The sequence below is a fragment of the Coleofasciculus sp. LEGE 07092 genome (assembly GCF_015207375.1).
Taxonomy (GTDB): domain Bacteria; phylum Cyanobacteriota; class Cyanobacteriia; order Cyanobacteriales; family Coleofasciculaceae; genus LEGE-07092.
Genome location: NZ_JADEWY010000015.1, coordinates 1 through 21806, shown reverse-complemented (window position 1 = coordinate 21806; position 21806 = coordinate 1). Strand labels below are relative to the sequence as shown.

At 47.0% G+C, this 21806-nt stretch carries 22 protein-coding genes and 1 pseudogene; 11 read left to right on the top strand and 12 right to left on the bottom strand.

What is annotated here, in order from left to right; all coding sequences use genetic code 11:
* Nucleotides 1-19: 19 nt before the first annotated feature.
* The 3 genes from IQ257_RS05830 (at nucleotide 20) to IQ257_RS05820 (ending at nucleotide 3093) form a co-directional block, all read left to right on the top strand.
* Nucleotides 20-1126, top strand: coding sequence for a hybrid sensor histidine kinase/response regulator (locus IQ257_RS05830; RefSeq protein WP_193874061.1), 1107 nt, complete (start codon nucleotides 20-22; stop codon nucleotides 1124-1126).
* A gap of 154 nt (nucleotides 1127-1280) precedes the next feature.
* Complete coding sequence (locus IQ257_RS05825; RefSeq protein ID WP_193874060.1) at nucleotides 1281-1541, top strand: hypothetical protein; 261 nt, start codon at nucleotides 1281-1283, stop codon at nucleotides 1539-1541.
* A 130-nt stretch (nucleotides 1542-1671) separates the two neighbouring features.
* On the top strand, nucleotides 1672-3093 hold the full coding sequence (locus tag IQ257_RS05820; RefSeq protein WP_193874059.1) for a DICT sensory domain-containing protein: 1422 nt from the start codon (nucleotides 1672-1674) through the stop codon (nucleotides 3091-3093).
* Nucleotides 3094-3253: 160 nt separating this feature from the next.
* Here IQ257_RS05820 and IQ257_RS05815 read toward each other — a convergent pair whose 3' ends face one another.
* The gene (locus IQ257_RS05815; RefSeq protein ID WP_193874058.1) at nucleotides 3254-4891 is read right to left on the bottom strand and encodes a sensor histidine kinase; all 1638 of its coding nucleotides are present in this window, start codon (nucleotides 4889-4891) and stop codon (nucleotides 3254-3256) included.
* 396 nt (nucleotides 4892-5287) lie between these two features.
* Between IQ257_RS05815 and IQ257_RS05810 the strand changes: the two genes are divergently transcribed.
* Nucleotides 5288-6544, top strand: a complete 1257-nt coding sequence (locus IQ257_RS05810; protein ID WP_228060453.1) for a general stress protein — start codon at nucleotides 5288-5290, stop codon at nucleotides 6542-6544.
* 52 nt (nucleotides 6545-6596) lie between these two features.
* On the opposite strand, the gene IQ257_RS05805 is transcribed toward IQ257_RS05810, so the two are convergent.
* From IQ257_RS05805 to speB, 6 genes are all read right to left on the bottom strand, one after another.
* The gene (locus IQ257_RS05805; protein ID WP_228060452.1) at nucleotides 6597-7214 is read right to left on the bottom strand and encodes a hypothetical protein; all 618 of its coding nucleotides are present in this window, start codon (nucleotides 7212-7214) and stop codon (nucleotides 6597-6599) included.
* A gap of 104 nt (nucleotides 7215-7318) precedes the next feature.
* Entirely contained in the window at nucleotides 7319-8452 is a 1134-nt protein-coding gene (locus tag IQ257_RS05800; protein WP_193874056.1) for a geranylgeranyl reductase family protein, read from the bottom strand.
* A 24-nt stretch (nucleotides 8453-8476) separates the two neighbouring features.
* Complete coding sequence (frr, locus tag IQ257_RS05795; RefSeq protein ID WP_193874055.1) at nucleotides 8477-9025, bottom strand: ribosome recycling factor; 549 nt, start codon at nucleotides 9023-9025, stop codon at nucleotides 8477-8479.
* Nucleotides 9012-9740, bottom strand: coding sequence for a UMP kinase (pyrH, locus tag IQ257_RS05790; protein WP_228060456.1), 729 nt, complete (start codon nucleotides 9738-9740; stop codon nucleotides 9012-9014). The genes frr and pyrH overlap by 14 nt, the downstream gene beginning before the upstream one ends.
* A gap of 68 nt (nucleotides 9741-9808) precedes the next feature.
* Complete coding sequence (locus IQ257_RS05785; protein WP_193874054.1) at nucleotides 9809-10363, bottom strand: thioredoxin family protein; 555 nt, start codon at nucleotides 10361-10363, stop codon at nucleotides 9809-9811.
* Nucleotides 10364-10441: 78 nt separating this feature from the next.
* On the bottom strand, nucleotides 10442-11350 hold the full coding sequence (gene speB, locus IQ257_RS05780; protein WP_193874053.1) for an agmatinase: 909 nt from the start codon (nucleotides 11348-11350) through the stop codon (nucleotides 10442-10444).
* A gap of 174 nt (nucleotides 11351-11524) precedes the next feature.
* Here speB and IQ257_RS05775 point away from each other — a divergent pair, with 174 nt between their 5' ends.
* The gene (locus IQ257_RS05775; protein WP_193874052.1) at nucleotides 11525-12421 is read left to right on the top strand and encodes an alpha/beta fold hydrolase; all 897 of its coding nucleotides are present in this window, start codon (nucleotides 11525-11527) and stop codon (nucleotides 12419-12421) included.
* Between the two features lie 81 nt (nucleotides 12422-12502).
* On the top strand, nucleotides 12503-13264 hold the full coding sequence (locus IQ257_RS05770; RefSeq protein ID WP_193932963.1) for a hypothetical protein: 762 nt from the start codon (nucleotides 12503-12505) through the stop codon (nucleotides 13262-13264).
* 132 nt (nucleotides 13265-13396) lie between these two features.
* Here IQ257_RS05770 and IQ257_RS05765 read toward each other — a convergent pair whose 3' ends face one another.
* From IQ257_RS05765 to IQ257_RS05745, 5 genes are all read right to left on the bottom strand, one after another.
* Nucleotides 13397-13636: a phycobilisome linker polypeptide gene (locus tag IQ257_RS05765; RefSeq protein ID WP_193874050.1), complete on the bottom strand. Its 240-nt coding sequence runs from the start codon at nucleotides 13634-13636 to the stop codon at nucleotides 13397-13399.
* A 250-nt stretch (nucleotides 13637-13886) separates the two neighbouring features.
* Nucleotides 13887-14759, bottom strand: a complete 873-nt coding sequence (locus tag IQ257_RS05760) for a phycobilisome rod-core linker polypeptide (RefSeq protein ID WP_193874049.1) — start codon at nucleotides 14757-14759, stop codon at nucleotides 13887-13889.
* Nucleotides 14760-14798: 39 nt separating this feature from the next.
* Entirely contained in the window at nucleotides 14799-15617 is an 819-nt protein-coding gene (locus tag IQ257_RS05755; protein ID WP_193874048.1) for a phycobilisome linker polypeptide, read from the bottom strand.
* 105 nt (nucleotides 15618-15722) lie between these two features.
* Nucleotides 15723-16211 (bottom strand): phycocyanin subunit alpha, encoded by a 489-nt coding sequence (cpcA, locus tag IQ257_RS05750; RefSeq protein ID WP_193874047.1) that lies wholly within the window; start codon nucleotides 16209-16211, stop codon nucleotides 15723-15725.
* 83 nt (nucleotides 16212-16294) lie between these two features.
* Nucleotides 16295-16813 carry a phycocyanin subunit beta gene (locus tag IQ257_RS05745; RefSeq protein WP_193874046.1) on the bottom strand — a complete coding sequence of 173 codons (519 nt, stop codon included), beginning with the start codon at nucleotides 16811-16813 and terminating at the stop codon, nucleotides 16295-16297.
* A gap of 1135 nt (nucleotides 16814-17948) precedes the next feature.
* Here IQ257_RS05745 and IQ257_RS05740 point away from each other — a divergent pair.
* The 5 genes and pseudogenes from IQ257_RS05740 to IQ257_RS31375 all read left to right on the top strand — a co-directional run.
* Nucleotides 17949-18467 (top strand): phycocyanin subunit beta, encoded by a 519-nt coding sequence (locus tag IQ257_RS05740; RefSeq protein ID WP_193874045.1) that lies wholly within the window; start codon nucleotides 17949-17951, stop codon nucleotides 18465-18467.
* Between the two features lie 103 nt (nucleotides 18468-18570).
* Nucleotides 18571-19059 (top strand): phycocyanin subunit alpha, encoded by a 489-nt coding sequence (locus tag IQ257_RS05735; RefSeq protein ID WP_193874044.1) that lies wholly within the window; start codon nucleotides 18571-18573, stop codon nucleotides 19057-19059.
* Between the two features lie 99 nt (nucleotides 19060-19158).
* Nucleotides 19159-19932, top strand: a complete 774-nt coding sequence (locus IQ257_RS05730) for a HEAT repeat domain-containing protein (protein WP_193874043.1) — start codon at nucleotides 19159-19161, stop codon at nucleotides 19930-19932.
* Nucleotides 19933-19948: 16 nt separating this feature from the next.
* On the top strand, nucleotides 19949-20587 hold the full coding sequence (locus IQ257_RS05725) for a HEAT repeat domain-containing protein (protein ID WP_193874042.1): 639 nt from the start codon (nucleotides 19949-19951) through the stop codon (nucleotides 20585-20587).
* A gap of 23 nt (nucleotides 20588-20610) precedes the next feature.
* Nucleotides 20611-21231, top strand: a pseudogene (locus tag IQ257_RS31375) (phycobilisome rod-core linker polypeptide); the annotation flags it as partial.
* Between the last annotated feature and the right edge of the window lie 575 nt (nucleotides 21232-21806).

Here is a 21806-nt window from a genome sequence, read left to right as displayed (position 1 = left end):
AAAAGGAAGGACTAGACAAATGGCAAAGATTTTGGTAATCGAAGATGAAGAATCGGTACGAGAAAATCTCCTTGATTTGCTTGATGCAGAAGATTTTGAGGTTCTTGGTGCCGATAATGGTTGCACAGGTGTTAATTTGGCTCAACAGCATTTGCCAGATTTGATAATCTGTGATGTAATGATGCCAACACTTGACGGTTTTGGGGTCTTGAGTTCGTTACGCCAAAACCCAGCTACGGCAATGATTCCGTTCATGTTTCTGACGGCTAGAGCGGATAAAACTGATTTACGCCAGGGCATGGAATTAGGGGCGGATGATTACCTAACTAAACCATTTTCCCGAGTGGAACTGCTGGGCGCAATTTCAGCGCGACTGCAAAAACAAGCTGTTATTGAACAACAGCAAACCCAAAAACTGGATCGGTTGCGCCATAGCATCACCCTGTCTTTACCGCACGAATTGCGATCGCCCCTCACCAATATTCTCGGGTTTTCACAGCTACTAATAGAAGAAGCCGATTCCTTGGAACGGCAAGAAATCCGGCAAATGTCGGAAAGCATCCGCAAGTCTGCCGAAGGCTTGCACCGACTGATTCAAAACTTTTTGCTCTATGCCGAACTCGAACTAATTGCCACTGATCCTGATCGCATAGAGGCACTGCGGAGTTCTCGAACTAGCTCAGTTGCACCCTTGATCGAACAGACAGCCGTACAGCAGGCTCGACGGGTAGGGCGAGAAGCTGATTTGCAACTAAAACTGCAAGATTCCAGCATTCAGAGCGCTAAAGCCAGACTGGAAAAAATTGTAGAAGAACTGATTGATAATGCCTTAAAGTATTCCGCTCCTGGCACGCCGATTCAAGTGGTTGGCACTCTGATGAGTCACGGCAAATCAGCCGAGTTGTTTTACAGCTTATCAATAGCTGACCAAGGGCGTGGGATGAGTGCTGCTCAAATTGCTGAACTAGGAGCCTATCGGCAATTTGAACGCCAACTCTACGAACAAAAAGGTTCGGGATTAGGATTGATTATCTGCAAGCGTCTTTCCGAATTGCTGGGTGGGGAGTTAACCGTTGAAAGTACACCCAACCAACCAACAAAGGTACGGGTGGTACTGCCTATGTGACTACTCCCCCAGTCAATCAAAGATTATATCTATTAAATATAAGACCAGCCCTGACTGCCTGACAGAAGTGGTTGAAAGCTAGGATGGGAAGGGATTGATAGAAAAGGGTAGAGAGCATGAGAGGCTAAAATTACCACACAAATAGCCAATGAACATGACAAACTCTACCCACCTGTATGGTCAATTATTCAACTTCCTGCGTCAATATAGTCAGGCTCGTGACTTACGCCATCTCAAAGCCTTGGGGTGGATGGTGACGGCCCAAATAACGCGGCTTGCAGAGTTGGAATACAAACTTAACTTAGCATTTCAGCCGAACAAAATTCCCCGGCATAAGCGAACCGCCGACCCGCCCTTGATTCGGATTCGACTTTTGGATCATCCTTCTGGGCGGTGTCGGGGGCATTTTGCCTAGATAAGTGGCGTAGGGCAGCAATGTCTAACAGCGATGTTGGAAGCCCACACTATAATCGCCAGATTTAGTGTGGGTGGATGTCACATGAGTTAGCTTGGATTTAGACTCTAATCGCTAACGGCTAATAGCCATGAACCCGTCACCAACTCCAGATTTATCTCTTTACCAGATAGCCCTAGACAATCTCACCACTCCCCAGTCTCTTAAAATTAGTCCAGCCTTGCTCAAATCCCTGGTAGGAGCAACCCTTGATGTAATGGTTGAGGAGAAAATTCCGGCTACGCTTTGGGTCAAATTTCTGCCTATCACCAATTGGCAGTCAGAACTACAGGGGTATCTGCAACAGGTTGGTTTGCTTCAAGCAATGTACCTGTGTCACTGTATTGGAGATGAATCTGCCGAGGTTGCGACTATCATTGGTGAAGCCCGTGAGGTGGATGAAAGTTATCCCCTATTTCCTATCCCGCTAGCAGCAGGGAGTCAGCTCAGGCGGGAGTTGTTTCTGTTAGTTCTCTCTGACCAGTTTAGCAGTCTAATTGTAGCCTCTCAGCTACCCCAAACTGAACCAGCAGACCCAGGTCAAAGCCAATCTTTCCAGGTGGTTTGCACCTTTGAACGGCGGGTCATTCAGCGAGTTTTAGAGGGGATAACCAGCATAATTGCAGTAGCCGATAGTACCCCAGATGAGTTGCTAGAGCGTTGGGGAAGCCGTTTTCCATTGCATTGGGTGGCTGACGAAAGAGATCTCCTGACTCAGGTATTGGTGAAGCAACTACAGCGCATTGAGGAAATTTTGCATCCATCGACGGTTTCTCAATTAGTGACAGACAAAACAACACTTACCTCACTACCTGAGGATTTACGCAATAAAGATGAGCTGTTGAAGCAAGTCGCTCAGGAACTCAAAACACCCCTGACGAATATGAAAACAGCCCTGAGTTTGCTGGATTCGCCACAAATCAAGCCCACACAACGCCAGCGCTATATGCAGCTACTCAATACTGAATGCGATCGCCAGAATTCCTTAATTGCAGGATTACTTGATCTCGTTCAAGTTGACCAACCTCAAAACTTGCTGATAACACCAGTGGAACTGGCAGATATTATCCCTGGTGTGGTCAGCACCTATCAACCATTGGCTCAAGAAAAAGGAATCCAGATCGGTTATACGATACCCTCAGACTTGCCACCCGTGTCCTGCTTAGAAGCGTGGCTGCGGCAAATTACTATCAATTTGCTTCACAACAGTTTAAAGTTTACATCGACAGGCGGTCAGGTGAGAGTATTGGCAAGTCTTCAGGGTGAATGCATTCAGCTTACTTTTACTGACACGGGCATGGGCATCGCTGAGAGTGAAATTCCTAAGATTTTTGACAGTTTTTATCGCGGACGACCTATTCCAGGTGCAGAGATGGGAGCAGGTTTGGGACTAACGATTGTGCAGCAGTTGTTGCTTCGTTGCGGTGGTTCGATTTCGGTTTCGAGTAAAGTGGGCAAAGGTTCTACGTTTAAACTGTTGTTACCTATTGCTCCTGGCAGTAAAGAGTCTTAGCCTCGCTCCTTTAGACTATAGCAGGTGGATTTGATTCGTGGACACAAAAGGGACATAAAAGTAAAGTAAGACAGCTATTTTAGAAGAGGCTTAAACCAATAACTTGTCACCAATGGGCTAGGAGTAAGAGCAAAACCTTGTATTAAACCTCATTTATTTCTCAAGCCACGATTTCCCGTTGAGTATCAAGGGTTGTGTTACCCACCTCTAGGGGTAAAAAAATCGTCATCACTTCCCCTTCTTGAGGACGCTGGCGCACAATTAGTTTTCCACCCAATGCTTGAAACAGATGTTTGGTCACATTCAGATTTAAGCTAAGACAACCTGTTTCTGGCTGGAAAATCAAAAGCTGACCAATTGACTTTAGTGTTGAACAGGTTGAATTTTCTGAATTATTTTGACTATCAGAATTTTCATCATCAGACTGAGACTGAAATTGCAACTTCAACTGATCGCCAGCCGGAGTAACCTGCACCTGAATGTGACTGCCTGCCGGCAGCGTGCGGGTAAAATTCTCCACTAAACCGGTCAGTACCTGATCGAGTAAGTTAGGATTGCTCACCACCGTGGGCAGATTTTGAGGCAGGACAACATCTAAGGTTAAATTGCGCCGCTGTGCTTGCTTTTGCCAACGGGGGATACTGTGCTGGAAGATTTGAGCCAGGGACATAGACGTCAGGTTAACTGGCGCTTTTTTGGCTGCTGCTGTTTCTAATTCTACTGCCCTGAAAATCAATTCCATGCGATTGATTTGTTCAGTACATTCATGGTCAATAATTTCTAGACGTCGGATTACTTCCGGAACCAAATCGCGGCGCTTGAGCAACAGTTTAGTTAGGGTGCGAATCGTCGTCAGTGGCGTCCGAATTTCATGGGTTAGAGCTTGCAAAAGTTCAATATCAGGGGTAGCCTCAGGAGACTGAGATAGCTTGCTCCCATTGCGCGGCTCGTTTTTCGTCAACGGTTGCCACTCGCGATCGCGTAATGTCTCACTCGCCGGTTGAGATTTAAAAGCTTGAGTCACCGGACAACTAGGTGTGATGGGTATGGTTTCGATTTTCTCAGCTTGGGGCATATCGGGTAAATTTTGGAGCAACAGACGCCCAAATTGCATTACAAAGCGGTAATCTGGTGGTTGGGTATCAAACTGTTTGACCAAAGTTTCTAATCGACTGAGCTGATGGGGACTCGTCAATAATAGCCGGGGGTAAAGGGATGCCCAAGCCTGTTGAATATCTTCTGGATCGAAGGAGAAACGAAAAGCAGGAATCCCCGTCTGGTCTTGACCGCAGACCATCACTAAACTAAAGTTAGGGGTAAATACCAAACAAAACTGCTCTGATGCTAAGGGGTCAGCAGGAAACAAGGGTAGTTCACAGGTACTAGCGTTAACCTGTGGAGGTTGTTTTTGTTTGGCAGCAGGCAATTGAAAAGGCATCCAACTCCAACCTTTCAATGCCTCGGTCGTAAAAATCCCGGTTTGGAAACGGGAAAGTAGATCGGCGTGACATAAAATGGGTACAGGACCCGATAGTACTAATCCTTGAAGCGATAGGGAATCACAACCGCTACCTGCTTGAGAAATTAATTGCAATAGCAACTGTTCTAAGGACGCGATCGCGCTTTTCCACTCCCGTTGCGATCGTATTAGTTCCTTAGTCCAGGAACTTGTAGCACCTCGCTGTCCCTTTTCGGTTACAGTCGTTGGTTCGACCGGAGGCACAGTTTTATCATGTTGCCCAGTTTGTATACTCTGGGCTAGAACTTCACTTAAGCTTGGTAACAACCACTTTTGCACCGCTTTCTATCCCCATGCACAGCAAGTTCCACTCGTCTAATTACGAGGATACTGGGATCGTTCATCGATCTGGGGTCGTAAAACCGAACTTATTAGTCGAAATTTCCGTGAATAGCTTGATTCTAAAGGCAGATCCGTTTTGAGGGCTGGCATTTAAACTATTTTTGAAACCATTTTTTTAAAATTTAGCTGTCGTTGGTTAGGATTTCATTCCATCAATTTTCTAAAATCTTTCTGTAGATAGGGGAAAAGCTTTGTTGATTATCTCTATCGACTGATGAATTGCTTCTCCAAAAATGTAGCAATAGGAAGGTAGCAGCGCCAGCACAAAGCTGAAACTTTAATTTGATTTAAGAGTAGTGTTGGTCTGGTAATTCCTAGATGGAGGAAGAAATAATGGTATTAGGTCAACACAAGCGGGCAATTGGTATTTTTTCAACTCGTCAAGAAGCAAAACGCGCACTGCAAGAACTTAGGGATGCTGGTTTTCCCATGAGCAAAATCTCGATCATTGCACGAGATAGCGATCGCATCGCCGGTGTAAATGTGCAAGATGATACGGGTAATGAGGCGGCTGAGGGTGCGGCTGCGGGTGCCGTCACGGGTGGCGTTGCAGGAGGGATTATCGGTTTAATCGGAGCCTTAAGTGCAATTACGGTTCCGGGAGTAGGACCTATTCTGGTTGGGGGGGCAATAGCTTCTGTTATTGGTACGACTTTGGCTGGCGGTGCAATTGGCACGGCGGCTGGTGGCTTGTTGGGTGCATTAATGGGTTTGGGTATTCCCGAATCAGAAGCGTATATCTACCATGATCGGCTTGAGAGAGGGGAATATTTGGTGATTGTAGACGGCACGGATGAAGATATGAAGCGTGCGGCTTCTGTGCTTACCCTGCGAGGAGTACAAGAATGGAGAATTTATGAAATTCCCCCGGTTAATACTGCCGATCCTATGTATACCAGTCCCATTGCCGCTGGGAATTTTGGATATCCAGCGCCACTGGGAACGACGACTACCGGACCTTTGGGTGAACCCTTACCTCCTGCGACTGTAACTCCAACTACTGCGGCTACACCCGTGACTCACCGCATACGAGCGGTTGGGGTTTTTCCGAGCTATGCAGAACTTGACGCTGCCCTTAATACATTGAGAGCGGCTAGGTTTGATATGAGCAAGGTTTCTGTGATTGCGCGAGATAATCAGGGTCGAGAACAGGTTGCTGGGGCTGATATGAGCGAACCTACTGATACTAAAGCGGGTGAGGGTGCTGCAACGGGTGCGCTTGCCGGTGGTGCTTTGGGCGGATTGACAGGCTTGCTGGTTGGTTTGGGAAGTTTGGCAGTTCCTGGTATTGGTCCCATTGTGTTTGTGGGAGCCGAAGCGACAGCGATCGCTTCTACTTTAGCCGGAGGTGCGATTGGTGCTGCGGCTGGTGGTTTTTTAGGTGTGTTAATTGGGATGGGTATTCCTGAAGATCGAGCCAAAATTTACATTGATCGCGTCTCGAATGGAGAGTATCTGGTTCTGATTGAGGGGACTGAACCTCAAATTCGCCATGCTGAATCAGTATTGAGCGATCGCGGTATTCGAGAATGGGGTACTTACAATCATCCCAGTGCTCCTGTAACCTCTCCGAGTCGAGTTTTTCCGTAAGCCAACCCTGACGATGGCGATCGCATTGGTTCTATGATATTGGGCGATCACATTAGCTCACCTTTGCCCACAACGCTAATCCACCTCCCCGACCCCTAGCAGCAATAGAACCCTCTTGCACCAGGAAGTAGGTGAAAAATGCCTGCTCTTTCACACTTTGCTCATAAAAGCGGGCTTCCCGGTTTCGACCCCCTCGAATGTACCCTTCGTATAAGTTTAGTCCCAATAATGACACTCTTATCCGGGTAAAGTCGAATGCTAGTATATTGGTCTTTGAAAAAAACTGTGTGGGACCTGTGAGAACTATCTGTAGCAGTCCAAGTTCAACGGAATTTTGCACAGTTCCTTGCTCAGTACCGGGTTCTGATGGAGAGTACGATAAGTGAATTTTGACCCACTTCGGCAAAAACCGTCCTGCTCCTAGGATAACCCCTGCTCTTTTTCGCGATCGCTTTGTCCCCGTTATAAATCCCAATCGCCAACTGCCTAACAACTGGGAATAGCTATGGCGCAGTTTAACCTTTTTAGCCGTCTTCTCTGCTTGTAGTAGTGCTTCAACCACAGATTCAGACGCAGGTGGTGTTGCAGATGAAGTGGTTAAAAATGCGATCGCCTCTTCGAGTGCTGGATCTATTGAGGGAGTGGTTTGAAGTTGATTGCTGCTTGTCATAGCTGTCCAGTAATTTTCACTTTTGGCGACAATCGAGCCAAACATCCACGAAATCCCACAGAACCGTTTCCGTGGGATTTTTCATTGACTTTATAACAATACGATCAACCCCCCATTCCGGGAATAAAGCTGCCACCCAAGCGCTTAAGGGCACTGTTTACCACCTCCGAGTAACGCAGTTCTCCGCAGAGAATTTTGAGCATAATCATTGTCGCCTGGGGTCGCTTCACACCGACTTTATAGCCAACCTTCGGGAAGCGGTAGAACGTGCCTGCCAAGCGCTGCGCCCATACCATATCACTCCCCCATTCTTCATGGATTACCTGGGTGTAGTTTTCCAAAGCATTAGCATCGCCTGCTAAAGCCCCATCAATCGCCTCAGCCGCCTTTAAACCGCTGTACATTGAGGGACGAATTCCCTCTGCCGTAAACGGATCGACCACACTAGCCGCTTCCCCAGCTAAAAGAGCATTCTGGGCGTGCAGCTTTTGGTTGCCATCCCACAGGCACAGAGTATGCTCATATTGTTGAGAGGTTTTCAGATCCAGACCCAACTGCTTGCCATAATTGCCAACTATCTTGGTCAAATCTTGATTGCCACCACCGCGAAGATTGCCGATACCAATCGAAATCCCCCCTGCTTTGGGAAAATTCCAGATGTAGCCGTTTTTCAGTTGACCGAAATCAAAGTGAATCGTTGGTTCGGCTGTGGCTGATACTGAGTTTCCAGCCTCTAAAGCTGCTGCCGAACGCTGTTGGCGTTCTTTAAAACCCAGCCATTTTGCCATAGGTCCCTTAGCTCCGTCAGCCGCAATCAGGTAGCGGCCCTCCATTGTGCCATTGGCAGTGCTGACTTGCCAGCGATCGCTTTTAAACGCAATACTCGTTACTGCTGTTCCGTCTTGGAATTGAACTCCCTGTTGCTGTGCCTGCTGAATCAAAAACTGGTCGAAAACATCGCGCTGCACCATCCAAACAGGTTCGATATTCTTCAGATTCACATCCACCGGATCGCTCATATTCCAGGTGTAGCGCACTCTGCTAGTTTTCAGGGATATGGCAGGTGCAAAGTCAAAATCAAACCACTGTTGAACGGCTGGTGAAACTCCACCTCCGCAGGGTTTGTAGCGAGGGAAAGTTTCTTTATCTAGAACCAGAACCGAACGTCCTCGTTTTGCGAGGTGATAAGCGGCAGTTCCACCAGCAGGACCTGCACCGACAATTATGCAGTCAAACATTATGCTTAAACGTTCCCAAAAACATTAAACTGTGGTGATATCTTGTTCTTTCTCAGCTAACAACTCGTCAACTTTGCTGGCGTACTTATCAGTTAACTTTTGAATCTGATCCTGAAGGTCTCGCGATTCATCTTCCGAAATTTCGCTGTTTTTTTCCTGTTTACGGACAGAGTCAACGGCATCGCGGCGGATGTTGCGAATAGAGACTTTCCCTTCTTCGGCATACTTGCCTGCCATTTTTACGAATTCCTGGCGGCGTTCACTCGTTAGGGGTGGAATGTTCAACCGAACGATCTGACCGTCGTTGCTGGGAGTTAAGCCAACATCTGACAGCGATATCGCTTTCTCAATCTGGGTTAGGCTACCCTTGTCGTAAGGTTGAATGGTAATTGTGCTTGCATCTGGCGTGTTGATGTTTGCCAGAGATTTTAGGGGGGTTGGAGTGCCATAATATTCCACCATGATCCGGTCTAGGAGACTGGTATTAGCGCGACCCGTGCGAATCGTATTGAAAGACCGTTGCGTTGACTCAACAGCTTTCTGCATATGACTTTCAACGTCAGCTAACTTCACAAAAACCTCCCACAAATGTTCCTACAGATTCCCCCTTAACAGCACGTTGGATATTATCCCGCACTGTCAGATCAAATACCATAATCGGGATATTATTTTCTTTACACAAGGCGATCGCTGTACTATCCATTACCCGCAAATCCTGAGCTAGGACGTACCCATAGGTTAGGGTTTGATATCGGTGAGCTTGGGGATTGATCTGGGGGTCTGAATCGTAAATCCCGTCTACTTTTGTAGCCTTAAAGATTACTTCGGCGTCGATTTCTGCGGCTCGCAGGGCGGCAGTGGTATCCGTGGTGAAAAATGGATTTCCCGAGCCGGCACCAAAAATGACGACACGTCCTTTTTCTAAGTGGCGGATGGCACGTCGGCGGATATAGGGTTCTGCCACTTCTTGCATAGAAATTGCCGTTTGTACTCGGGTCGGTATTCCCATTTGCTCTAAGGCATCTTGCAAGGTCATGGCATTCATCACTGTGGCAATCATACCGATGTAGTCAGCGGTTGCCCGATCCATGCCCGCTGCTGCTCCTTTGATGCCACGAAAAATGTTACCGCCACCCACAACCATGGCTAACTGGATGCCATCTCTCACTACCTCGGCAATTTCTGCTGCGATGTCTTGAACCACTGCTGGGTCGATGCCGTAGCTCAGTTTGCCCATCAAGGCTTCACCGCTGACTTTTAGTAAAACCCGTCGGTATTTCATCCCCATGCTACGACTCTTATGTTCTTGACTATTTGTCTCCCCCCATACAATAACAGCCCTTGGTTCTAATGTCTCTAGCTGCGCCATGCCACGAGGCTGCCGATAGGGGAGGTCGATTTGGGAGAAACGGTTTCCCCAACCAGTAAAGCCGCGATCGCATTCTGTAAGTAAGGCACTTGCACCGCAGCCGCATCTCTTGCATTATCGTCAATTCGACCGCAATAGCGCAATACCCCCCCTTCATCAATAGCAAAAGCCTCTGGAGTTTTCTCAGCACCAAAGCTTTGAGCTACGTCTTGAGTTGAATCCCAAAGATAAGGAAAATTCAGTTTGTTAGACCTAGCAAAGTGTTTCATTTTGCTAAAGGTATCCTCTGGGTACTGATTCGGATCATTAGAATTAATGCCAATCAGCGTAAATCCCCGATCTTGAAACTCCGCTTGAATTTGTTTGAGCCTATCTAGGTAGGAAGAGACATAAGGACATTGGTTGCTCATAAATACCACTGCCACTCCCTTCCACTTTTCCAGATAACGGGAGAGGTGATGAACTGTATCATCAATCCCTAACAGTTCAAAATCTGGAGCATAGCTACCAATGGGAGTACCGAGCTTTTCCATTAGACTCATATCAGTTGTTGTTCTTAGACAATTCTCTCTTTCCCACCCCAACCCACGTTAAAACCCAACTACTTGCTTAAAACTGCCTTACCAACCTTTCGCTAAAACTTGATAACCCATTAACTTATAGACAAGTTTAGCGGCTGTAAATTGAGAGACAACTGAATCAACGACAGGAGCTAGTTCCATCACGTCGCAACCAATGACTTCATAGGTTTCAAACAATCGCCGCAAAAAGGCAGTGAGTGCGTACCAATTCAACCCTCCGGGTTCAGGTGTACCAACCCCTGGCATCATGGCGGGGTCTATTCCATCTAAATCAATGGTAATAAATATACACTGGGTAGAGATATTGGCGATCGCGCGATCGATCCAATTCGAGTCTTGGGCGATATCCCGCGCCCACATCACCGGAATCGATTTTTCCTTAATCAGATTAGCCTCTTCCTGGCAAAGACTGCGGATAGCCACAGGTAGGGTTGGCAAGCCCATCTCCACAATCCGGCGCATTACGCAGGCATGATTGTAAATCGAGCCTTCATACTCATGCCGCAAGTCGCCGTGGGCGTCGATTTGCACTACGGTAAAGGGTTCTGAGGAAGCAAGGCGGTAGGCATCGACAATCCCAGTTGTAATACTGTGTTCGCCTCCCAGAGCAATCACAAACTTATCATCCTCAATCAACCGGGATACTGTCTCGCGGGTGAGACGCAGCATGGTTTCTGAGGAAACTGATTGACCTCCTCTCGTATCAGCGATGGGAGAATGAGTGTAAATCTGAGCATCCCAACAAGATTCCCGCTCTAGCTCATCATCGTAGTATTCCAATTGAGGAGATGCATCTAAGAGGGCGTCCGGTCCATTCTCGCAGCCTTTGCGATACGTTGTCGTTGCCTCGTAGGGAATCGGGAGGACAACAACTCGTGAAGTTTCGTAGGACGCCTTAATTTCACTGCCCAGGAACGGGACAACAGCAGTAGGGGTTTGCACCAGCATCGGGGAAGTACCAAAAAATTTCTCAGAATTAATCGTGACACAATCCCAACGCTAGCTGCAAAGGAAACGTTTGAGTAACTACGGCTCTGAGTCTAGGGTTGGTTTGCGGTAGATTCTTTGATTTTATTACAGAATGTAAAGAAGAATTCAATAAAATTTATAGATTTTTCCTGTATGATTTCCTCTACCCCTGCCAATAGCTCTACTTTTGAAACCAAAACCTGGAGGTGGCGCGACTTCCCCATTGCCTACCAAGTCAAAGGCAACCAGGGACCGGCTGTAGTCCTGGTGCATGGCTTTGGGGCATCTTCGGGACACTGGCGTAAGAATTTACCCGTCTTGGGAGAAACCTGTCGGTGTTATGCCCTGGACTTAATCGGCTTTGGGGCTTCCGCCAAACCAACTCCAGGAATAGGCGTAGACTATACCTTTGAAACTTGGGGGCAGCAAGTTGCTGATTTCTGCCGGGACGTTGTTGGTAGTCCAGCATTTTTAATCGGTAATTCTATTGGCTGTATTGTTGTTCTGCAAGCTGCTGTGGATTATCCCGATATTAGCTTGGGTGTTGCCCTGCTCAACTGTTCCCTGCGGCTGCTGCACGATCGCAAACGGGTAACATTGCCCTGGCATCGGCGAATAGGAGTACCTGTGGTGCAGGGATTACTAGGGGTGAAGTGGATTGGTGAGTTATTTTTCAGTCAACTGGCAAAACCCCAAGTTGTACGCAAAATCTTGTTGCAAGCCTACCGGAATCAGGAAGCTGTCACGGATGAGTTAGTGGATTTACTCATGGCACCGGCGGCTGATTTAGGGGCGGTTGATGTCTTTGTAGCCTTTACCCGCTATTCTCAAGGTCCTCTACCGGAAGATTTGTTACCCCTCCTATCTTGTCCAGCCATAATTTTATGGGGAACGGAAGACCCTTGGGAACCAATTGCCTTGGCACGAGAGTGGGAAAATTTTCCAAAGGTAGAAAAATTTATGCCGTTAGAAGGCTTGGGTCATTGTCCTCAGGATGAAGCACCAGAGATCGTTAATCCACTTTTGCAGGATTGGATTTTGTCCCATTAATTTCTAATTTTCTGCTCTTTCCTGGTGAGGGTGACTATCTGGAGAAAGTTGTTAAGATAGCGGTTAATGCCTTTGATTGCTATGTTCAATTCTTTTTGCCAGTTGGTCACCCGAAAAGTCCAATGCCTCTATTCTCTGAGCAAGTGGACTGTTATTCTTTCACTCGTTGTTTTGTCGGCTAGTTGCTCATCTAGAGAACCCCCAGACGCGAAGCTAAACCTCAACGTGCAACCAGCGGGTCGTCCTGGTTTGTATAGCTTGACTGGGACGACTAATCTCCCCAACCAAAGTCAAATTACGGTGGCGGCGATTCGCTATTTGCGTCCCGAAGACCAGCAATGGATGAGTTCTGAATCGAAGACTATCTATTCGATTCTGGATCGGCAAGTGGTGAGAGTAGAAGATGGGCAATGGCAAGCCACTCTCAATCTGTGGCAGATTGCGCCAGACGGTCGTTTCCGGGAAGCATGGCAGCTAGAGCGCTCGTCTCTCGAAGCCTCACTGCAACCCGGAAATGAAGTCTCCTTTGTCGCCACCTTCGATCCTAACGGTCAACTGCCAACTGCTGAACAGCAAGAAGTTAAGACACCGGAACTGCAAGGCAGCCTCGTCCGGTTTAATAACGAAGGTGATCCTTATGTAAAAACGAGCCAAACTTTAAGAGTTCCTCTGCCAACTGGCAGGAAACCTCCCCCGACGGTTAAGCCAGAGGATATTAATTGGGGTTGGGGCAAACGTTACGAAATTCCACCCCAACCACCAGCACCTAAAAACATCCCTGTAGAAACCTTTAAAACAGAGCAGACTAATTCTCCGCTCTCACCTTCGGAATTTATGCGTTAAAAGCGTTGATAGAAAGATTACGAAAATAGGTGCTAGGTTTTAGGTATTAAAAATTAGACCATTTGGCTAACATCTAATACCTAGAATCTAACACCTTCCTTAAAGAGATTTAGAAATTGTGAAAAATTGAAGTTAGTTGTCAGAATTCACGGGATGAATGTTGACAATCTTGCCACCCATGCGTGTGATCCGTCGCATTTCTTCATTCATGCGAGTGTAGGGAACTTTGATAAAGACATTGCCACTACTGCGGAAAGGATAATCATTTTTGTCGTTTTCTTCATTTTGACGCAAACCTGTGACTTCATACACAAAGAAGCGGCTTCCTGATTGGGTATTTGCAGCACTACCAATTGCAGCTTGACCTAGCATTGTAATTAATTCTCCTTACGTTTTTGATGCTCTATTTTATGGTTTTGAGTGTGGAGTTATATCCACTTTACTATGGTTATTGATTTAGGTTAATAGTTCACCTAATTAGAGGGTTTCTACAGATTTCTACAAATACCGAAGGGACTAGAGTCTGGAGGCTCAGAAAGTTGGTGATACAGAGAATAAATATTCCCAATTTCTACTTTCTAGTCCCCAGTCTCCAGTCCCAGCAGAATAGCCTAACTAAAGGCTAGTTAGCTGGAGTGATGCTAGCGACTTTACCACCCAACTTATTAATTTGTTGCAGTTTGTTGGATAGCTCTTCGTAGGGAACTAAGAAGGCTTTACTGCTGCGCCGAACTTTAGGATATCGGGGAGTATTTATCCCAGACACTTCGACACGGTAAACTTTGCCTTGAGTTCCATAGGGTACAGGTCCACCCAGTGCTTTAGTGGGAGTTTGACCTTGCTTAGAAGGACGGTAAGCCCAACCTTCGTTCGCTCCAGATGGTCCAACCACGGCAGAGGAAAAATTTTGAGCGAGTTCAGTGGCAAGACGAGAGTCATTGCCTTCTAACTGAGCGCGATCGCTATTGGCATAACCGCGATACAGTCTGAACATCCGGGTAAACCCTACGGTTTTTTGCCCCGGTTGAGTATTAAAGCCGCGATAGTAGGGAACGATAGAGTCCCCGAAGTTTTCCTGATACTCGGCGCTATCGATATAAGTGTCGATGTCAGCATCGAACCCTTTAGTCTCGTAAAGGTCGAGGTGGTAAACTACATCCGACTCATCGTAAGGTGCGCGACCCAACAGATGCTTGTAGTTAAGTTCGATAACGCGGGTCTGGAAATTGTTGTAGAAGAACTTGATTTTGTAAAGCTCCGACTTGGCCACACAACGCACGAATTCTCGCACGCTAATGTAACCGTTGCGCAGAAGAGATTCTGCACTTTTTAGACGTTCGGACTTCATTAGGTAATCATTGCCCAAAACCTGACGGTAGACGGCGCGAATGACCGCTTGCACATCACTTTCCGTCCAATTTGGGCGTAGTTCAACCGGTTGCTCATTGCTAAAAGCTGATGTCCCCAGTCGGGACGCTGCTGCCGTAATAGCCACTTAAAATTCTCCCGATCAAAACACCAAAATTCAAAATCTTTAAGCGGGTGTAATGCTCGTTACCTTACCACCCATCCGATTGATGAGCTGCAATTTACGAGACAACTGCTCGTAAGGCACGAGATACTCCATATTGCTCTGCCGCACTCTGGCTCGTCCGCCTGGTGCTGCTTGGATTACCCGCAGACGATAGATTTGTTGCCTGCTACCCCCTGCAATCCCAGGAATAACTTGTCCTTTCTGGTCGGCATAGATGGGTGAAGCACTGTTGCGGGCAACTTCCCGAATCAGTCGCGCCCGATTACCAGTCGGTTGAGTGCGATCGCTGCTGCCTACCCCGCCGTACAATTGGAAAAGACGGGGATATCCAACGGCTTTTTGACTCCGTTGGGTTTCAAACCCGATATGGTAAGGAACAACTGAGTCGCCAAAGTTTTCCTGATACTCTACCGAATCGATATAGGAGTTGATTTCAGCTTCGTAACCTTGTTGATTATAAAGGTCAGTGTGATAAGCAATCTCTGACTGGTCGTAGGGAGCTCTTCCCAAAAAGTGCTTGTAATTTAACTCGATAAATCGATTTTGTGGATTAGAGAAGAAAAACTTGCGTCGGTACAGTTCTGACTGACCGAGCGCTCTCACAAACTCCCGAACTGTGATTTCTCCCTGACGCAGCAGTGATTCGGCACTAATTAAGCGATCGCATTCCATGAAGGAATCATTGCCGAGTACCTGACGGTAGGCGGCGCGGATCACGACCTTTAAATCATCTTCTGTCCAATGGGGACGCAGTTCTACTCTCGGTGATTCGGCTACGGCGGAAATTCCCAACCGTCTTGCTGCCGATAAACTTGTCATTATGAAGCCTCCTTAGTCGTTCCAGATAAAACGATGCCCGGAAAAACAAACAATTGCTAACCCTTTTCGCTAACAACTGCTTGCCTTCCCGGGCAAGACGCTAATCTAGCTCAGAGCGTTGATCGCGTAATCAATGTATGAATTGGCTTCAACGGCGGGATCGCCACTCAAACCATGGTTAGCTTTGATGTACTTGAGAGCTTCAACGTACCAGCTTGGAGACAGCTCGAAGGTGCTGTTGATTTCATCAATACCTGCAACCAGGTACTCATCCATCGGACCTGTGCCACCAGCAACCAAGCAGTAAGTCACCATGCGCAGGTAGTAACCAATGTCACGAGAACACTTGGCTTTACCTTCTTGGGTAGAAGCGTAGTTCGGTCCCTGCATTTGAGTGGTGTAGGGGAACTTGTTGTAGACGGCTTGAGCCGCACCATCGATCAGGTTTTGAGCCTTGGAGGTCAAACCTTTAGCAGCTTGCAAGCTAGCATTAGCTTGACGAAAACGACCAAAGGCAGTTTGGATTTCAGTGCTGCTCAGGAAACGTCCTTGGGAATCTGCAGCCGCGACTGCTTCGGTTAGCGGGGTCTTCATCGTTGAGATATCTCCTTAATGTTTTGGATTTTTTTCAAAGGTATGGATGAAGTTCAAACTTCAACGGGCAATCGTTGAGCTGTTTAGCCAACTGCAGAGGCAGCCAGGTCGAAGTAGCTACCGATTTCAGACATCAGAGAACTGCAATCACCAGGGGTGATGTTGTTACGGTCGTTAGCAAGCGCGATCGCAGCTTCCTTCATTTTTTGAACACCCGCAGCCACAGAACCTCCGGGAACGCCCAGTGCTACGTAGGTTTCGCGCAGACCATTCAGGCAGCGATCGTTCAGGACGCTAGGATCGCCAGCGAAGATCGCATAGGTAACGTAGCGCAGGATGATTTCCATGTCGCGCAAGCAAGCAGCCATGCGACGGCTGGTGTAGGCATTACCACCGGGTTGAATTAGTTGGGGCTGCTCAGCAAACAGAGAGCGAGCAGCGTTAGCAACGATGGTGGAAGAGTTGCTGGTGATGCGGTTGACAGAATCCATCCGCTTGTTGCTTTCAGCAACCATTTGGCTCAGAGCATCGAGCTGAGACTCAGACAACATTTCGCCCCGTGCGTCAGCCTGAGAAACCACCTTGGTGAATGCATCAAACATGAACTCAATTTCTCCTTATCGTTTGGTTGAGTTTAGTCTTAAGTTGAAGACTGGATTGTTAATTTTACCAGTCCAAGCCCTGTTAGGGAACTTGGAAAGGTCGAAGACAGTTACTTAACACACCTCCGGTCTTTGGTTGTCTCAGATGCCGCCTGCTCCACCACTAGTGGGAAACACAACGGTTTTTTAGAAATCTGAGAAAACTTCATGTCTATTATGAGAGACCGAGAACGGGTGGTCAATCGGTGTTTTGATTAACGTTTGCCTGTCATCTTTACCCTTCAGGTAACTTTTATACACCGATGTTGAGTCAATGTTTGTTACATATTGTTAAGAATTTCAGGATTGAGAGCTTTAGGAAGAGAACTAAAAAGGACAAACCCTTTGCAGGGTATGGCTTTTGCAGATTATTACTCTAACTGGAGGTATCAGGTCAGGGACTATTTTTCACAGCACCTTTTTCGGGAAAATTCTTTCAACTAAGTATATTCTCTTAGGGTTAACCCTAAGCTTTTTTATTATTTCTTAAGATTTCGAGACTTGCCTCTACAGGTAAAGGTAGTTACCTGGCTAAGTAATATTACTTAGTCAACTACTGATAAAATTAAGAAACGTAAAGTATTTTCCAGAATGACTAATCTTGAATTAAAGTCTGAATACCTTGTGGGATATGGAGTTTCTCCTAAAAAACCCTAGATTTTTATTTACAAAACTTCATCAAAAAAGTTAACTAACCTATTGAAATTGGAAGAATTTTCAGGATCTGAACCTTAAGAAGGCTTTATATAGAGCAGGTTTCAGGAAAAGCCTGTACTAAGTAATACATATTAATAATTTGTAATCATAAAAAAACTACAGCCTATTGTATAAAGAACCTGTAAGGCATTTAAGGCAAGAAAAGCCAAACAGAAATCTTCCTTTTGCTTATTTCTCATAAACGGCAAATTACTGCACTAGTCTTTTGTAACGAAGTACTGGCGACTATCTGTAAAGCAAAAGCAACAGATACAGGATTTCGCAGACTACTGCTATCAGGTTCTGGTTGGTTGAATTTGACTGGTGTCCTACCCAGGTTCATGTACTCACCTGGACTTGTTAATAAAGGATTCGATTAAGTTAAGGAGAAATTAACAAAATGCTTGATGCTTTTTCCCGCGTCGTCGAACAAGCTGACAAAAGTGGTTCCTACCTTAGTGGTGACCAAATCAATGCTCTCTCATCAATGGTATCGGAGAGCAACAAGCGTCTAGATACAGTTAACCGCCTGACTAGCAACGCTTCCAGTATCGTTGCCAATGCTTACCGGGCATTAGTAGCTGAACGCCCCCAAGTGTTTGCTCCTGGCGGTCAATGCGACCACTACCGCAATCATGCAGCTTGCATTCGTGACATGGGCTTCATCTTGCGCTATGTCACCTACTCTATGCTAGCTGGCGATACCAGTGTGATGAACGACCGTTGCCTTAATGGTCTGCGGGAAACCTATCAAGCGCTGGGTACTCCTGGGGATGCAGTAGCTTCCGGTATCCAACAAATGAAGGATGCGGCAGTCTCAATTGCTAACGACTCAAAAGGTATCACCCAAGGCGATTGCAGCGCTCTGATGTCCGAATTGGCAGGTTACTTTGACGCTGCTGCTGCTGCTGTTGTCTAGGCTCTTTTTGGAAGACAGCATTAGTTCACTAGCTTTTGCTAGCTTTTGATCAACAATCAGACAACTTATACAAAGCCAACCCTTTAGGAGATCCAAGACAACGATGAAAACCCCGATTACTGAGGCTATTTCCGCCGCCGATATGCGCGGTTCCTATCTGACTAATACCGAAATGCAAGCCATCTTTGGTCGCTTCAACCGTGCCAATGCGGGTCTAAAAGCGGCTAAAGCTTTTGCTGACAATGGTCCAGGTTGGGCTGAGGCGGCTGCCAATCACGTCTATCAGAAATTCCCCTACACCACCCAAATGCAAGGACCTCAATATGCCTCTACCCAAGAAGGCAAGTCTAAATGCGTGCGGGATATCAGCAACTACCTGCGCGTCATCAGCTACTGCTGCGTAGTGGGTGGCACAGGTCCTCTGGATGAATACGTGGTTGCAGGCGTTAAAGAATTTAACGCGGCTCTCGGTTTGTCTCCAAGCTGGTATGTAGCAGCATTAGAGTTCGTCCGCGACAACCATGGTCTTTCCGGTGATGTAGCAGGTGAAGCTAATATCTACCTCAACTATTCCATTAATGCATTGAGTTAGTATCACTACCCCTGTCGGGTCTGGTAGGTAGGCAGTACTTTCCTGGTGGATGAGTTGTTGTCTATCTGTCAGACCCGAATTAGTAATGAATTATGAATTATGATTCCTCCCCAACCGATCTGTTCTGCTGATGCTGCGATCGCTGCCTTGCGGGGAGACGATAATCAGCTACGCTATTATGCGGCATGGTGGCTAGGAAAACACCAAATCCAGGATTCTTGGGCAGTGCTGTGTGAAGCACTCAAAGACGAGAGTTATCGCACAGAAGCTGGTGGCTATCCCCTGCGGCGACAAGCTGCACGGGCTTTGGGACAGTTGAAAAATCCCCAAGCTGTACCCGCTTTAATCGAGGCGCTAGAGTGTCCCGACTCAAACTTGTGCGAAGCAGTCATTCAAGCCTTGTCAGCGATTGGCGATCGCCGTGCGGTAACACCATTGCTCAATCTGCTGCACTCTGGTCAAGAGCAACCCTATGAAGCTCTGATTGAAGCCTTGGGAACGCTAGAGGTTTGGGAAGCCCGTCCCAAAATTGAGCCATTTCTCCAGCATCAATCGGAGCGGGTACAATGTGCGGCGGCTCAGTATTTATACTTGTTGACTAAAGAGCCACAGTATATTGAGCGAATTGTGAGAAATCTGGATCACCGCAATATGTATTTGCGCTGGGCAGCGATGTTTGACCTGGGGGCAATTGGTCACTTGCAAGCCGCACAAGCAATTATTCAGGCGACTGTTCCGAATAGTTTAAAACTCCTGAACTTAAAGCGAATTTTAGAAGCCGTATTGGATAGTGATGGGGAAACTGAGCAAACAAAACAGCACAAATCTCAGTTTCTGCTTGGAGAAATTGATAATTTGTTAATTCAGCTATAAAAATCACAGCTTGAGCATGAACACGATTCCTATTAGCGATCGCACAAGCTATCTATTAATAGATCAATTCCGTCGTGCGGCTACCATGGCTGAGGCAGTAGCAGCGATTGAGGCGTTGGTGGCGGATACAACAGAGATTAGCGAGGAAGCGATCGCAGTTTTAATTGAAGCATTAAGCCATCACCATCCCTCTGTCGCCGTAGCAGCAGTCAATGGGTTGGTACAACTTGCGCCAGCTACGGTGGAACCCTTAATTACGGCATTCGAGACGGTTTCGGATCAGGGAGTGCAAGCCTATATCATTCAAGCCTTAGCTCGAATCGGTGACGCCAGAGCTGTTGAACTATTGGCGGAGGTGGTTGGGGTATCAGTTGCCAACCATTGCCAGGGGAATGTTCGGCGAGTGGCAGCAAGGGGGCTGGGACACATTGGACGTTTGGCGAATGACCCAGAAATTATCCGTCAGGCAGTGGATAAACTAACATGGGCATTACTGAATCCTGAAGATTGGGGGCTTCGGTATGCAGCAGTAGTCTCCCTGGAAGACATGGCTAGCCCTGAAGTTATCCCTACCTTAGAACAGGCACTAAAGAAAGAGTCTGATCAGGTTGTCAGGGTTCGGCTGGAACGTGCGATCGCGCAATTGAGAGTTTGATAAATTTTTTGAGAATTTCAAATATGACGAATTTGACAGTCGCAGAACGGTTGGGAATTGAACCCTTTGAAACTGCCCCTAGGATAGAACTGAGGTCTAACTGGACGGAAGAAGACCTGCAAATGGTAATCCGAGCGGCTTACCGTCAGGTGCTAGGAAATGATTACATCATGAAAAGCGATCGCTTAACCAGTGCCGAATCGCTGCTGCGTCAAGGCGATCTTACCGTTCAGGATTTTGTGCGGGCGATTGCGCTGTCAGAACTCTACCGTCAAAAGTTTTTCTACTCAAGTCAGCAGATTCGGTTTATCGAACTCAATTACAAGCATTTATTAGGACGTGCTCCTTACGATGAGTCGGAGATTGCTGATCACGTCGATTTATACGCCAAAAAAGGATATGCGGCGGAAATTAACTCCTATATTGACTCAAATGAGTATGAGGATAATTTTGGCTATAACATAGTTCCCTACTATCGCGGATTTACCTCTCAATTAGGTCAAAAAACCGTTGGTTACAACCGAATATTCCAACTGTACCGGGGCTATGCCAATAGCGATCGCGCCCAAACCAGCAGCAACCTCGCTAAACTCACCCGAGAAATCGCCCAGAACCTGCCATCGTCTATTCCAGTAAGCACTTCGGTTACTCTCAGACGGGAAGATCCTGATCGGATTCAAAAGTTGGTAGCGGCGGCAGTGCAGCGCACCAAGAGTACAGCCCCAAGCTATACTCGAATCGATCCAACATTGGAGCGTCAGTGTCAAGAACAGGCAGAATTAATTAAAAAGTTACAGCAACAGTTAGCTCAGTTGCGACCTACTGCTGCTTTAGGAGAGGCTTGGACGAATAAGTGGCAGTCTTATAGTCCTCCCACAACTCCTGAGAGTAGTATGGCTTTGGGAACTCCCGCCCAGAACCCTGCGACTCCAGGACAGTCAGTTAGTTATATAGAGTGGCAGCAGTTGGCTCAGAAACAAACTGAGACAATTGCAGCACTGCAACAGCAAATCGCCCAAGCGCGAAGTTTAGCGGCAATTGGAGAAGCTCGGCTCAATAAGTGGCGCAGCCGCACATTTTCTGGTTAGACATCAGTTTCAAGGGGAAGAGATAAGGAGACAAGGAGACAAGAAGACAAGGAGACAAGGAGACAAGGAGATTTTTGAGGTGTTACTCTTTTCCTTAGCTCCCTAGCTCCCTAGCCCCCTAGCCCCCTAGC